Source organism: Phyllobacterium myrsinacearum, from assembly GCF_014138285.1.
Classification (GTDB): domain Bacteria; phylum Pseudomonadota; class Alphaproteobacteria; order Rhizobiales; family Rhizobiaceae; genus Phyllobacterium; species Phyllobacterium myrsinacearum_A.
Genome location: NZ_JACGXN010000004.1, coordinates 140,049 through 153,749 on the forward strand (window position 1 = coordinate 140,049; position 13,701 = coordinate 153,749).

Annotated in this window: 11 protein-coding genes; 3 read left to right on the plus strand and 8 right to left on the minus strand. The window is 57.4% G+C overall.

Going from position 1 to position 13,701, the window contains the following annotated elements; all coding sequences use genetic code 11:
• Window positions 1-24: 24 nt before the first annotated feature.
• Window positions 25-1,269, minus strand: a complete 1,245-nt coding sequence (locus tag FHW16_RS15350; RefSeq protein WP_182550091.1) for an ABC transporter substrate-binding protein — start codon at window positions 1,267-1,269, stop codon at window positions 25-27.
• Between the two features lie 349 nt (window positions 1,270-1,618).
• On the opposite strand from FHW16_RS15350, the gene FHW16_RS15355 reads away from it, so the two are divergent.
• Entirely contained in the window at window positions 1,619-2,695 is a 1,077-nt protein-coding gene (locus FHW16_RS15355; RefSeq protein ID WP_182550092.1) for a LacI family transcriptional regulator, read from the plus strand.
• On the opposite strand, the gene FHW16_RS15360 is transcribed toward FHW16_RS15355, so the two are convergent.
• The 5 genes from FHW16_RS15360 to FHW16_RS15380 are packed head-to-tail and all read right to left on the minus strand — an operon-like array spanning window position 2,685 to window position 8,073.
• Entirely contained in the window at window positions 2,685-3,452 is a 768-nt protein-coding gene (locus tag FHW16_RS15360; protein ID WP_182550093.1) for an SDR family NAD(P)-dependent oxidoreductase, read from the minus strand. The two genes, FHW16_RS15355 and FHW16_RS15360, sit on opposite strands and share 11 nt — an antisense overlap.
• A gap of 38 nt (window positions 3,453-3,490) precedes the next feature.
• Entirely contained in the window at window positions 3,491-4,378 is an 888-nt protein-coding gene (locus FHW16_RS15365) for a PCC domain-containing protein (protein ID WP_182550094.1), read from the minus strand.
• Window positions 4,341-5,144 (minus strand): SDR family NAD(P)-dependent oxidoreductase, encoded by an 804-nt coding sequence (locus FHW16_RS15370; RefSeq protein ID WP_182550095.1) that lies wholly within the window; start codon window positions 5,142-5,144, stop codon window positions 4,341-4,343. The genes FHW16_RS15365 and FHW16_RS15370 overlap by 38 nt, the downstream gene beginning before the upstream one ends.
• A complete protein-coding gene (locus tag FHW16_RS15375; protein ID WP_182550096.1) occupies window positions 5,144-7,045 on the minus strand; it encodes a TRAP transporter large permease subunit in 1,902 nt (633 codons plus the stop codon). Before FHW16_RS15375 ends, FHW16_RS15370 begins: the two co-directional genes overlap by 1 nt.
• Before the next feature lie 11 nt (window positions 7,046-7,056).
• Window positions 7,057-8,073: a TRAP transporter substrate-binding protein gene (locus FHW16_RS15380; protein ID WP_182550097.1), complete on the minus strand. Its 1,017-nt coding sequence runs from the start codon at window positions 8,071-8,073 to the stop codon at window positions 7,057-7,059.
• 212 nt (window positions 8,074-8,285) lie between these two features.
• Between FHW16_RS15380 and FHW16_RS15385 the strand changes: the two genes are divergently transcribed.
• Both FHW16_RS15385 and FHW16_RS15390 read left to right on the plus strand, forming a co-directional pair.
• Entirely contained in the window at window positions 8,286-9,167 is an 882-nt protein-coding gene (locus FHW16_RS15385) for an IclR family transcriptional regulator (protein ID WP_432652034.1), read from the plus strand.
• Window positions 9,164-10,771 carry an acyl-CoA synthetase gene (locus FHW16_RS15390; RefSeq protein ID WP_182550098.1) on the plus strand — a complete coding sequence of 536 codons (1,608 nt, stop codon included), beginning with the start codon at window positions 9,164-9,166 and terminating at the stop codon, window positions 10,769-10,771. Before FHW16_RS15385 ends, FHW16_RS15390 begins: the two co-directional genes overlap by 4 nt.
• Window positions 10,772-10,773: 2 nt before the next feature.
• Here FHW16_RS15390 and FHW16_RS15395 read toward each other — a convergent pair whose 3' ends face one another.
• Both FHW16_RS15395 and FHW16_RS15400 read right to left on the minus strand, forming a co-directional pair.
• On the minus strand, window positions 10,774-11,394 hold the full coding sequence (locus tag FHW16_RS15395) for a class GN sortase (protein WP_182550099.1): 621 nt from the start codon (window positions 11,392-11,394) through the stop codon (window positions 10,774-10,776).
• On the minus strand, window positions 11,391-13,616 hold the full coding sequence (locus tag FHW16_RS15400) for a marine proteobacterial sortase target protein (protein WP_432652038.1): 2,226 nt from the start codon (window positions 13,614-13,616) through the stop codon (window positions 11,391-11,393). The genes FHW16_RS15395 and FHW16_RS15400 overlap by 4 nt, the downstream gene beginning before the upstream one ends.
• Between the last annotated feature and the right edge of the window lie 85 nt (window positions 13,617-13,701).

The following is a 13,701-nucleotide window of genomic DNA, read 5'->3' on the forward strand; positions in this document are numbered from 1 at the left end:
CGGCTTGCAAAGAGGAGGGGCGTTCTACTGTGCCTGCTTGATGATATCGACGAAGCGTGCCTGCGCATCGTCAACGGACATGCTGGCATCCGCAAAGAATTCCTTCGTCAAATCCTCGATCTGCCCCTTGGTATCGGCGGTCAGATTCTGATTGAGCGATGGCAGAATGTTCTCGGGGTTTTTCAGAATCTCGATGCCCTTTTTCATGCAGGCATTGGCGGCTTCCAGATCCACATCGCCGCGCACCGGCAACGAGCCCTTGGCGAGATTGAATGCAACCTGTGTTTCCTTTGAAAGCAGCAGGCTCGCCAGCTTCAGCTGTGCCTTGGTCACCTCAGGGTTCTGGTTCTTTGGGAAGTAGAAGGCATCGCCGCCCGTATCGAGGATGGCGTTGCCGCCCAGCCCAGGCAGGCAATCATAATCCTTGCCTGCAACTTTCTTGGCTACGCCAAACTCTCCCTGCGCCCAGTCACCCATGACCTGCGCACCGGCTTTACCCGTAATCACCAGATTGGTTGCCTCGTTCCAGGAGCGGCCGACATAACCGGGGTCAACCAGGCCGCGGGTCTGTGCGAAGGACTCCCAGACGGCCTTCATTTCGGGACTGGCGGCTGCTTCCGCATCCTTGTCCTGATAGACTTTCTTGAAAAGTTCCTTGCCGCCGAGAGACGGGATCATGACGTTGAAAATGGTATTGACCTGCCAGGCGTCGCCAGTGGCCAGCGGGATAATGCCTTTTTCCTTCAACTTTGGCGCGGCAGCGACAAATTCTTTCCAGTTGGTTGGAACAGGCACCCCGGCATCCTTGAAGGTGTTGGGATTGATCCACATCCATTGCGCCGAGTGAATGTTAACAGGCACACAGTAGATCTTGCCCTCATACTTGCAGGCATCAAGCAGCTTTGCCGGGCGGATGAAATCGGTCCAACCTTCCTTCGCCGCAAGCTCCGAGAGATCGGTCATCATGCCTGCCTTGACCAGATCTTCCGCATCGCGGCCGGTGTTAAGCTGGGTTGCGCCCATGGGGTTGCCGCCAAGGATACGACTGACGATGATCGGGGTTGCCGTCGAACCACTGCCGGCAATCGCGCCATCGACCCACTTGTCGCCACCCTGCTTGTCGAAGGATTCTGCGAGAACCTTGACCGCCGCAGCTTCGCCGCCCGACGTCCACCAATGAGTGACTTCAAGATCCACGGCGCCAGCAACGCCGGTTGTCCATAACAGTGTTGATGCAGCCAAAATGGCCAGTGATGTCCGGTAACGCATCGTATCCTCCCAAATCTGAAACGTTACAGGTACGGTAGAGGAAAATTTTTTGTGATGCAATTGCCATGCTGTAATTTTTTCGATCATCGATATAAATGCTGTAGCGTTGAGATTTAGTTGTTATTTATCAGTATTTTACTTGAACACATGCAAATGTATAAGCATCTGCATCGTTGGAAGCACTAGAGGAACTGGAAAGATGCAGGGCTGGAGATGCCTTGTGAACTTGAAGCGCGGGAGTCATGTATTTGAATAATCTGAAACGATACAGAAAATTGCGCAAAGTGTCTTGAAGATGCGTGTTGACAGGTCCATACAGGGCGAAAGCTTGGCTAATGGTTGAACTGATATGAATGACAAACGGCATATTCCTTTTGATGAGGAAAAGGCGGCGCTTCCGGCAGAGGGCGAACGGCCAACGTTGAAAACCATCGCCTTCATGGCAGGGCTCGGCGTGACGACTGTTTCGCGGGCGCTGAAGGATGCGCCGGAGATCGGGCAGGCAACCAAGACCCGCGTGCAATTGATTGCGAAGCAGATCGGCTACAGGCCGAACCGCGCGGGTGTCCGACTGCGGACCGGAAAGACCAATGTCATCAGCCTTGTGCTCAATGCGCAGAGCGAGATCATGGGGCTCACGTCCAATCTGGTCTATGGCATTTCCGAAGTTCTGGCCGAGACGCCATACCATCTGATCGTTACCCCGTACTCGCCTGAAAATGATCCGATGCACCCAATCCGCTACATTATTGAAACGGGGTCCGCTGACGGGATCATCATGTCCCAGACTGAGCCAAGTGATCCGCGCGTGCGTTATCTCACGGATCATCACTTTCCTTTCGCCACCCACGGGCGGACCCGAATGGGCATCGAACATCCGTTTCACGACTTCGACAATGAAGCTTATGCGTATGCGGCCGTGAAAAGTCTGGTTGAACGGGGGCGCCGTCGGATTGCCATGGTGGCTGGGCCGAGTCCGGCGCATACCTATTACTGGCATCTGGACGATGGTTTCAGGCGCGGCCTGCAGGAAACCGGTGCAACAGCTGTCACGCTCGATCACTGGAATGGTACTCTCTCGCTTACCGATGTGCGCAACCGCACCGAGATGTTCATGCGCGAACCAAACCCGCCGGACGGGATCATCTGCTGTACCGGCGGTCTGGCCGTGGCTGTTGTCGCAGGTATTGAGGCAACTGGCCTGAAGCTTGGACAGGATATTGATCTGGTGTCGAAGCAGACCACGAATTTCCTGCAGTGGTTCCGGCCGGAGGTCATCGTTTATAACGAAGATATCCGGCATGCCGGGCGTGAACTCGCCCGCGCTGTGTTGCGCCGGATTGAGGGTGTTGACCCGACACAGCTGCAGAGCCTGAGCTATCCGGAACCAGACATGGGTGAGCGCATCGGAATTTCTAGCCGATGAGGCCTCCGGCGGTGAATCCGCCGTCGACAGCAAGTGTCTGTCCCGTGACATAGCTCGAACGGCCTTCGTCCAGAAGAAAGGCGATTGTGCTGGCGATTTCCTCCGGCTGGCCATAGCGCCGCTGCGGTACTGTTTTGCTCCAGCCCTCCCGTATTTCGGGTGTGTGCAAGGCAGCTGCCATGGGTGTTTCGACCGGGCCGGGTGCAATGGCATTAACGCGGATGTTATAGGGAGCGAGCTCGACGGCCATCACCTTGGTCAGATTGATGATCGCACCTTTTGACGCGCCATAGGCCGACCGCCCTATATTGCCACGCATGCCTGAGATCGACGCGAGATTGACGATCGCGCCGCCGGCATTTGCCGCCATGATGCGCGCGCCGGACTGTGTGACCAGAAATGTGCCGATGACATTGATCTCATAAATCTGCCGGAACATATCGGCCGTGGTGTCGAAGAAGGGGGTATCGCGGCCGATCCCCGCGGAGCAGACAATGCCTCTGATCGGGCCGAACTCCGCTTCCGTCTCGGCCATCAATGCTTCGACGGCATGCTCGTCGGTGACATCAAGTTGGACGAACCGGATGCGATCAGGAAAGGCTTTGCCAAAGTCTGCCTTCACGGTTTCCTTAACGTCGCGATCCGCGACGACAACCTTCCAGCCATCCTTTGCCAGAGCATGAACCGTGGCGAGGCCGATTCCCGACGCGCCGCCGGTGACAAGGGCTGTACGCTCGCCGGTATCGAATGTCGTCATGATAGTGATCCTCTCTGTTGCTTGGGGGAAGAGGTTGCTCAGGCCTCTTCCAGACACAGTTCGAAGGTGATGCAGACGGGATTGTCGCCGCGCAGGAGGTTCCCGTGGGAGATGCCGCCTCTGGTATCAACCATGACGATCTCGACGCATGTTGCACTGGAGTCCGCCGAAACAAATCCGCCGGTGATGAACACTTCCGTCGCGATATCGTCGACCCTGCTCCCGTCCACATATCGCGCGCCGATCAGACTGCCGACACCGCCGCGCAGATGAGCGCCGGTAAAGCCATGCTTGCGGCAGATGGCTTCAAGCGCGCCGGTGATGTCTTCGTTTGGCCGAACACGGGCGATGATTGTCTGCGGACCTGCGAACGCGCTCGGCTGATCAGCGACGGGCACGGGATGGAAAATGGTGAACGCCGTTTCCGTGTCCGGCTCCGAAACCATGCGCACACTCTCTACACCCCACGCCGTGGCACGGATCGGCTGACTGACGATCGTTTCGTGCGGCAGGATATGGCCCGCACAGCGTCTGCCATCCGGTTCGATCCACGTGGCATGGCAATGGATAAACGGCGCGCCGTCCCGCTCGCCAAACGTGACATTGCCCCGTTCCATCAGGGTTTCACCCGCGGGTGAAAACGTATCGCTGTACCAGGCTGCATGGAGACCATCGGCGGACGGTGCCGGCATGAGATAATGGAAAGGGGCAAAAGCCCCGCCTTCGATGACAAGCGCAGCAGCGCGGAGATTTGCGGCGGCAAGCGGGATGGCAATGGCGTCGTTGATGCTGAGACCCGGTTGAAGGTCAAAGCTGAACGTGCGCCCCGTCCCGAGGAAACTTTCGAACCGTTCTACCGCCGCCGGGCCGGGCTGCTGCAACCGGCGGTCAGGCACCGACCACCGCCGAACAGCTTTGCCCGCCATCAACGGGCAGGCAGACTCCGGTAATGAATTTTGCTTCGTCGGAGGCAAGAAAGACGGCTGCATTGGCCACGTCAAACGCAGTTCCCATCTGTCCCAAGGGAACAAGACGATTACGGGCAGCGACCATCTCTTCGTTGGAGGTGTAATTACCGGAAATCTGCTTGTAGATCAGCGGCGTGTCGATCATGCCCGGCATGATGCAATTGGCGCGGATACCGTGCGGGGCATATTGCATGGCAAGCGCCACCGTCGCCTGATTGACGGCGCCTTTGGCTGCGTAATAGGCGAAATAGGGATAGCCGGTCCAGCGGATGGCTGCCAATGAGGAGATGTTGACGATTGCTCCGGATTTGCGTGCCTTCATATGCGGCAGAACGGCTTTGGCCGTGCGGAAAACCGAGCCAACGTTGATATCGAGCGATATACGGAATTTCTCGTCGTCGAGCTCTTCCGGGCCGCCCGACGTGGCGACGCCGACATTGTTGTGCAGGATATCGATCCGGCCATAGCGTTTGATCGTACTATCTACGGCTTCTGTAACGGATGCGCTGTTCGTGACGTCGGACGTTACGGCAATCGCGGAAAAACCTTCAGACGCGATAATCGCAGCTGTTTCCTCGGCAGCTTTCTCCTGCAGGTCGATGCACACGACGGTTGCGCCCTGGCGAGCGTAAGCGACAGCGGCGGCCTTGCCGTTGCTCCATCCGGGGCCGGACGAACCTGCCCCGAAAACGATGGCGATTTTGTCTTTCAGTCTTTCAGTCATTACAGGAAGCCAATCGAGATCCATGGAACGGCAGCCACAAGAATGATGCCGAGAATAAGGGCTGCGAGATAACCCCAGATTGGCCGCATGCCCTCGTCGGGGTTGACCCGGCCAATGGCGCAGGCGGCATAATATCCAACACCGAAGGGCGGTGCGAAAAGGCCGATACCCATCGAAAGGATCACGACCATGGCGTAGTGCACCTCATGCACGCCAACCTGTCGGGCGATGGGGAACAGCAGCGGACCGAAGAGTACGATGGCAGGAATGCCTTCCAGCACGCTGCCGAGGATGATGAAAGCAACAATCGATACCGCCAGGAACGTGATGGGCCCGCCCGGCAGGCCAGCCATAGCGGCGGCGAGATCACGCGAGAAGCCGGACTGTGTCAATGCCCATGCCATGGCCGTAGCGGCCCCGATGATCAGGAGAATTGCGCCGGAGAGCGAGGCGGTATCCACCAGCATCGGCTTGAGTCTTGCCCAATCAAACTGTCTGTAGACGAAAAGCCCGGCCAGCACGGAGTAGACAATACCGATGGTCGACACCTCGGTCGCTGTCGCCACACCTTCGACAACGGAAGCGCGAATGATGAAGGGAAGCGCCAGAGCGGGAAGAGCAATGACAAATGCCCGCCCGATCTGTCGTCCGGTTGCGCGCGTCACATGCGACAGGTCCTCGTGGCGATAGCGTCGCCAGACGACAAAACACAGCATGACCGCCAGAACAACACCGGGTAGCAGGCCCCCGGTGAACAGCGCCGCTATCGAAACGCCGGTTACAGAGCCAATGGTGATAAGCACGAGGCTGGGCGGGATGGTCTCTGTCTGCGCGCCGGTGGCCGAGAGCAAGGCAACCAGATCACCAGGCTTGGCACCGCGTGCCTTCATTTCGGGGAAGAGAACCGGGGCGACCGCAGCCATGTCGGCGGCCTTGGCACCAGAAATTCCGGAGACCAGATACATGGCGCCGATCAGCACATAGGACAGGCCGCCGCGTACGTGCCCGAGCAGGCTCGCCAGAAACTGCACCATAGCGCGCGCCATGCCGGTCATTTCAATGAGTACGCCCAGAAACACAAAGAGCGGCACAGCCAGGAGGATGAGGTGAGACATGCCTTCATCCATGCGTCCGATGACAACGATCATCGGCACATTCGTGGTCAATGCCAGATAACCGAACGTGGCAAGACCGAAGGAAAAGGCAATGGGGACGCCACTGAGAACGAGCGCTGCAACCACGCCGACAAAGAAAATCAGCAGATTGATGTTACCCAGCGGTTTTAGGGAAGGGCCAAGCAGCCAGAACGCAAGGGTCACGACACCGATGAGCGCAACCGCAGCTACGACATTCCGCAGATTCGATACCTGAAAGAGTTTGATGAGAGCCGAGATGATCATCAGTCCGGCGCCAACAGGCAATGCCGCCGCGCGCCACGCATTGGTTATCTCCAGCGCAGGCGTGGTGATGTAGGTTTCCTCATGGGCGTAATCATAGGCGGGATATACGATGAACAGCAGGAATGCCATCGCACCGACAACAGCAATGACGTCGAAGAACGCCCGCCGCTTCGGGCTCATCATACCGACCAGTGCTGTCATGCGCATATGTTCGCCGCGCCGGAACGCGACGACGGCACCAAGCATGGCGAGCCACAGAAACAGGATTGATGCGAGTTCGTCCGACCAGATCAACGGTTGATGCACGACGTAGCGGGCGATAATGCCCGCAAACAGAATGACCACCTCGGCAACAACAAGGATTGCCACAGGAAATTCGACGAGATGTCCAAGCAGCCGGTCTAGTTTCGATGCAATGGAGTTGTCATTTCGGGGCGGGGGAGAAAGAATGCTTTCTCCATCCGCCGCCACGGCGCCTTCCGTCAGTCTGATCCCCGCCATCAGCTTCGCCCTTACGCCAGCTGGCCAACGACTTTTTCCAGAAGACCCCAGGCCTCTTCGCCATATTTGCCCTTCCATTCAGAATAGAAGCCCGCCTTGCGCAGGGCATCGCGGAACGGTACGGGGTCGGGAGTGTTAAATTCAAGACCCTTCGACTTCAGGTCTGCCTGCAAGGTTTCTGTGAGCTTTGCCACGTCATCACGTTCGGCAAGACCGGCGGCGTTGATGTGCTTGGCAACGATGGTCTTTACGTCATCGGGCAATGCTTCCCAGGCGCGGCGATTCGACAGGAACCAGAAACCGTCCCACATATGGCTGGTCAGCGAGCAGTATTTCTGCACTTCATAGAGTTTGGCCGTCGAAATGATGGCCAGCGGGTTTTCCTGACCCTCGACGACCTTGGTCTGCAGTGAAGAGTAAACCTCATTGAAATTGATGCTCGCCGGAGAGGATTGGAAAGCCGTGAACATCGACGTCCACAAGGGGCTGACCGGTACGCGGATCTTGAAGTTCTTGAGATCGTCAGGCGTGACAATCGGCTTGGTGCTCGACGTGATGTGACGGAAACCGTTGTCCCAGATCTTTTCCATGGCGACGAGATTGGATTTCTCGATCTGTTTGCGCACGTGGGCGCCGAGATCACCATCCATCGCTTTCCAGACCGTGGCACTGTCGGGGAAGGCAAAGCCGATACCGTTGATGGAAGCGGCCGGAACGAGCGTCGACAGAATCAAGCCGGACAGCGTGAAGAATTCAACCGCGCCGGAGCGGAGCTGGCTGAGTGTGTCCGTATCGGAACCGAGCTGGCTCGACGGAAAAATCGACAGTTCAAACCGTCCGCCAGTCTCTTCCTTGATCTTGTCTGCGGCTTCCTGCGCCCGAATATTCATGGGATGGGATACCGGCAGGTTATTGGCGTACTTGTAGGAAAACTCGGCAGCATGGGCCGGACGCCGCATGACGAAGGGGCTGGCAACAAGGGTTGCAACGGTGCCGGCCAGTACTTGACGGCGTGACAGATTATTCATGTGATTTCCTCCCAAACAGCATGGCGCATTCCCCCGGAACTCATCGAACAGATGCAACCTCCATTGCTTCCATTTAAATCATTGGTCCATATTGTAGAATGCAGCTCCTCATTGAATTTGATAAAACCATAAACAAATGCTGGCATCTTGCAATAATTTTTATGCCATAGTTCAATAGATCGACGAAATGATCCACAATATGGATCGAAAACATGTGGGGAAGCATGGAGGAAAGGATTGCAGCGCCAGCCAGTCTCAGCGGATCGCAAAGCGTCGACAGGGCGCTCGGTCTTCTCAGTCTTGTCAGCTATTTTGGCGATCAGGGAGGATCGCTGAGCGAGATTGTCGAGCAGAGCGGATTGAACAAGCCGACGACGCGCCGGCTGCTGCTCGCACTCATCCGTTCGGGGTTGGTTGAGCAGGACGTACAGACCCGGCGGTATTATCTCGGTCAGGAAGCTTATGTGCTGGGCACGTTGGCGACGCGCCGTTACGGATTGCTGCAGATCGCGCGCGATAGCTTGAACATTCTTTCGGCCAAGACGCAGGATACCAGTTTTCTGTCTATCCAGCGCGAAACCTATGCGGTTTGTCTGCACCGGGAAGAAGGCACCTATCCCATTCGCACCCATGCGCTGCAGGCGGGTTACCGGCATCCTCTCGGCGTCGGCGGTGGTTCGCTTGCCATTCTTTCGACGATGGCGGATGACGAAATTGATATCATTCTGGCTGCCAACGAAGCCGTGCTGCTTGCCGATTATCCCAATCTGGCGCCCCTGCAGATCAAGGAAGATATTGTAAAGACGCGCGAGCAGGGGTTTGCCCTTAATCCCGGACGTATTCTTGCCAATTCCTGGGGCATTGGCGTTGCCATTCATTTTCCGGACGGGAGAGCGGCGGGTGCGCTGAGTATTGCTGCGATCGACAGCCGGATGCAGCCTGCGCGTCAGCAGGAACTGGCAGAACTGATGCGCACAGAGGCGAAAAAGATCGAGGCGCGGCTGGCGCATTTACAGCCGCTGAATGACCGGCCGAGACGGACATCAGCACCCGTTGTAAAATCCAAACCAAGACCCGAACGGATGAAAGCATGAGCAGCAAGGATGCGGCCCTGATCACGGCCATGTCGAAACGCGTGATGAACCTGTCAGGCTTCCTCGCGCAGACAGCGCGTCGCCTGCCTGAGGAAACAGGTTTTGTCTGGGGTGATAAAAGCTGGAGCTGGGACCAATTGCAACGGCGCGTCGATGCCATGGCTGCCGCGTTGCAAAGTGAGTTCGATGTCGTCAAGGGCGACCGCATTCTGATCCAGTCGCAGAATTGCAACCAGATGTTCGAATCCATGTTCGCCTGTTTCCAGCTGGGTGCCGTGTGGGTACCGACGAATTTCCGCCAGACACCGGATGAGGTCGCCTATCTCGCTAGGGCAAGCGGGGCCAAGGGTATGATCTGCGGCCATCTTTTTCCCGAGCATGTCACAGCAAGCCGCGAGGCAAATCCCAACCTTGCCTTCGTCATTGCGATTGGCAAGGCCGAATTCGGCGACGATTACGACGATATCGTAACCCGGTTTGATGGCCGGAAGGTTGCAACCGCCTCCGTCGATCATGACGATCCCTGCTGGTTCTTCTTCACGTCAGGCACAACAGGACGGCCCAAAGCAGCCGTTCTCACCCATGGTCAGATGGCTTTTGTCATCACCAATCATCTCTGCGATCTCATGCCGGGCACGACAGAAAAGGATGCATCGCTGGTTGTGGCGCCGCTGTCGCATGGTGCGGGCATTCACCAACTGACACAAGTGGCTCGCGGCTCGAAAACAATCCTGCTGCCGACAGAGAAGTTCGATGTGGCCGAGGCATGGCATCTGGTCGAGACATGGCGCGTCAGCAATATGTTCACGGTGCCGACGATCCTCAAAATGCTGACAGAGCACCCGGCGGTGCATGAGCATGATCACTCCTCCCTGCGCTATGTGATTTATGCGGGCGCACCCATGTACCGGACAGACCAGATCCACGCGCTCAAAACACTTGGACCGGTGCTCGTGCAGTATTTCGGGCTTGGTGAGGTTACCGGGAATATCACGGTCCTGCCGCCCGCCTATCACAGTGTAGACGATGGACCAGATACGCGTATCGGCACCTGCGGTTTCGCGCGGACCGGCATGCAGGTCGCCATACAGGACGAGAGCGGCCGGGAGGTCGGCCCCGGTGAAACCGGTGAAATCTGTGTGATCGGGCCGGCGGTGTTCGCGGGCTATTACGACAATCCCGAAGCCAATGCGAAAGCCTTTCGCGATGGCTGGTTCCGTACCGGAGATCTCGGTCATATGGACAAGGCGGGTTTCGTCTATATCACCGGGCGGGCGTCCGATATGTACATCTCCGGCGGTTCCAACGTCTATCCGCGCGAGATCGAGGAAAAGATATTGATGCATCCGGATATCAGCGAGGTGGCGGTGCTGGGCATTCCGGATCCGGTGTGGGGTGAGGTCGGACTGGCGGTCTGTGTAGCGCGGCCCGGTAGCGCCCCGGATGGCGACGCGTTAATGGCGTGGCTAAATGGCAAGATGGCGCGGTACAAACTGCCGAAGCGTTTTGTCTTCTGGCCGGACATGCCGAAATCCGCCTATGGCAAGATCGCCAAGAAGCTCATCAGGGAAGAGCTGATCCGGCGGGGCGAACTGGATAGCTAAGCTCATTCCAGCATCCGTGCCTTGACCAGATAACGCATCGGCCCCGAGGTTGTGGCATTGAATGGCCAGCAGGTGGCAAGAACCAGATTTTTGCCATCGGCGTTGGTGTCAATGCCGGATTGATCCCAACGGACTACCAATGTTTCCATCACCTGATAGCTGAAAGCTTTGCCATCACCCCGCGTAATCTGGACCATGTCGCCTATTTGCACGTTCTTCAGAAAGGCAAAATGGGTGTCGCGGTGCGCTGCATAAACGGCCGTGCCGTATTCGCCCGCTTCTGCGCTGCGATCCACGTGGCCGGGTCCAAACGCCAATGCCTGACCGCTTGCCCCGTGCAAGGCGATGGATGTTTCACCAATGCGCGGGAATTCAATCCGCGCAACCGGCCAGGTGTCGGCCCATGACCAAGGCTTCACCGGTTGTCCGGTTGCGACGCTCCGGGTAAAGGCACGGTCGAGAAGCACCTGGGCCACAATGGCCTTCGCGTGGATCCAGATACCTTGGCTGAGCAGTATCAGACCAATCAGAGCCATCACGATCATTCCGGCCCGCAGGGCAGGGCGGAGAACCGCCCTGCCTTTCCGTTTTGACATGCCAATCACTGTTTCAGTTGCGCTCATGATGGGTTCCTTGCGGTCTTGCGGGTGAAGAAGAACAGTCCGGCACTTGCGAGGAGCATCATCAACCCGGCGATCATGCGCAGTTCCGCGTCGGTCGCCGTCTGTGGCAAGGGAAGCTGATTGGTTGGGGCCTGTTGGACAACCGGCTTTTTGCTTTCCACCAGCTTTGCCAACTGAACGTCCGAGGCTTTTTCAAGAGCGGCCTTGCGTGTCGTCTGTTCGCCGAAAACCTTGTCAAAGTCCCAGCCTGCGGGGAGATTGAGCGGGACATCGGCGCGGGTCAGCGGCTTGTCCTGCGACCGCGATGGGTTTTTATCGACGGCAACCAGACTGGTGAGGCGCGACACGAGGCTGTTTTCGAGGGCAAGCTTGAGGATACGCTTGTCGGCTTCTTCGCGGCTGATCTTGCCAAGGGTGCTTTCGACCTCCGCATCGGAAATCTTGCGGCGTGCCCAGAGTTTCGACAGGCCTTCACCCCCTGCTGCCTTGGCAACCGGAAGGGTCACTTCCCATGGTTGTGTGCCGATCATACCCTTGACGGTAAGGGTGCCGGAGAGCGAGCCAAGTTTGGCTGCGATGACAAGCGGCTCGCCGCGATAGAGGTCAGGCAGGATAGCCGGTGTCACGTCAGCATTGCCCGCTGAGAAGGTTGCGCTGAGGTTGGTGATGACGGGGCTTTCAAGCTTGGCAAAGAGAGTGTGCATGCGCTCGTCTACCTGGTCGGTCGAGCCGATGGAGGTAAAGGTGCCCCGGCCAAGTTCGGCGGCGCGGTTCATCAGATAATTATTCGGAGCCGAGCCGATGCCGACCATGAAGACGCGTGACCGACCAAGCTTGGCTGCGATGGTATCGAGCAGTTGCTGTTCATTGCCGATGGCGCCATCGGTGAGGAACACGATCTGACGAACAAAGCTCTGGTCATTAGGGCGCTGGTCGTTCAGGGCTGCTTCCAGTGGTGCAAGCATTTCCGTGCCGCCGGATGCTTCGAGGTCGCCGACAAATTCACGGGCCGTGGAGACATTGTCGCGGTTGGCCGTAACAGTATCCTGAAATAGGGAGGTCATAGTGTCGTCAAAACGGATGACATTAAACCGGTCAGCAGACTTGAGACGGCTCAAGGCATAGTCGAGGCTGGCCTTGGCCTGATTCATCGACGTGCCACCCATCGAGCCGGAGTTGTCGATAACAAAGACGATCTCGCGGGGGCGTTGCTCCTGCTTCTGTTCGATAACCGGCGGCGTCACATAGGCGAGGGCATAGTCATTCTTGCCAACAGTTTCGCGGAACAGGCCAACAGCGGGTGCCTTGGCATTCTGCGGTTTCCAAGTCAGTTCGAAGTCACGATCGGCATGGTTGTCACCAGCCAGTGAGATGACCTGCGTCTGCGCATCAATGGTTTCGGTGTTGACAGCATGATGATGGCTTTTTACGTCGCCCAAGGCAAATCCTGCCTGCAAGCGGACCTTTATGCTGACGGGATTGACCGGCGCATTGATGCGCGGATCAAGCACAGGCGACGTGATTTTGTCGCGATCGGGAACCGGGTCGGCTGATGTACCCCAGCCGGAACCATCGGTCGCGAGGTCGGCGGTCTGCGTGATCGGTGCCAGGTTGTAGCGAGGAGCCACAACCAGCGGTACGCGCAGGGAGAATTCGTCACCGGAGAGGCGAATAGGTTCCTGATAGTCGATCTGAACAACAACCTGTTCGTGCGGGCCGATATTGGCGACGGAGTTGGTGAAGAGGTTCGGACGTTCCTGTTCGACAAGGCTGGCTTTTTGTCCGGATGCCTTCGCCGTTTCATAGATGGCTTTGGCTTCCTTTTTCTCCTTGATGTCACCGATGATCACGCGCTTGCCGACGACCATTTTCAGGGCGTGTACGGCGCTGTCTTCGGGCAGCGGATAGGCATAAACCGCCTCGACCCAGCCATTGGAGGGATTTGTGAATATCTGGGTGATACGGGCGCGGGCAGTGGGGCCGCTGACGACGATGTCGACATCCGTGGCCACGCGCGGGGCTTCGATATAACGGCCTGCTTCCGAGCTTTTCAGCAGAAGCGTGCCGGATTTGACCTCGTCCATGGTGACGAGAGGTGATTGGTTGGTTTCGGCGTGTGCTGTGAGCAGACTGAAAAAGAACACCGCGAGCGCAATGAATGGCAAACCAACGATGTTGATCAACCAAAGTGCATGGCAGGTACGGCGTAGCCAATGGGGCATCGCTTGTGGAGATTGCTGAGTATTGAAGGTTGCGGTTTTCATCGGGAAAGCTCCTGTTGGTGCTCCCATCGGGAAGCTTTCCCCA

Bases quoted from the DNA above. Each gene is read 5' to 3' on its own strand.
- FHW16_RS15380 (WP_182550097.1), bottom strand. From the start codon at position 8,073: ATGAATAATCTGTCACGCCGTCAAGTACTGGCCGGCACCGTTGCAACC.
- FHW16_RS15355 (WP_182550092.1), top strand. From the start codon at position 1,619: ATGAATGACAAACGGCATATTCCTTTTGATGAGGAAAAGGCGGCGCTT.
- FHW16_RS15360 (WP_182550093.1), bottom strand. From the start codon at position 3,452: ATGACGACATTCGATACCGGCGAGCGTACAGCCCTTGTCACCGGCGGC.
- FHW16_RS15385 (WP_432652034.1), top strand. From the start codon at position 8,286: ATGTGGGGAAGCATGGAGGAAAGGATTGCAGCGCCAGCCAGTCTCAGC.
- FHW16_RS15395 (WP_182550099.1), bottom strand. From the start codon at position 11,394: ATGAGCGCAACTGAAACAGTGATTGGCATGTCAAAACGGAAAGGCAGG.
- FHW16_RS15350 (WP_182550091.1), bottom strand. From the start codon at position 1,269: ATGCGTTACCGGACATCACTGGCCATTTTGGCTGCATCAACACTGTTA.
- FHW16_RS15375 (WP_182550096.1), bottom strand. From the start codon at position 7,045: ATGGCGGGGATCAGACTGACGGAAGGCGCCGTGGCGGCGGATGGAGAA.
- FHW16_RS15365 (WP_182550094.1), bottom strand. From the start codon at position 4,378: ATGGCGGGCAAAGCTGTTCGGCGGTGGTCGGTGCCTGACCGCCGGTTG.
- FHW16_RS15400 (WP_432652038.1), bottom strand. From the start codon at position 13,616: ATGCCCCATTGGCTACGCCGTACCTGCCATGCACTTTGGTTGATCAAC.
- FHW16_RS15390 (WP_182550098.1), top strand. From the start codon at position 9,164: ATGAGCAGCAAGGATGCGGCCCTGATCACGGCCATGTCGAAACGCGTG.
- FHW16_RS15370 (WP_182550095.1), bottom strand. From the start codon at position 5,144: ATGACTGAAAGACTGAAAGACAAAATCGCCATCGTTTTCGGGGCAGGT.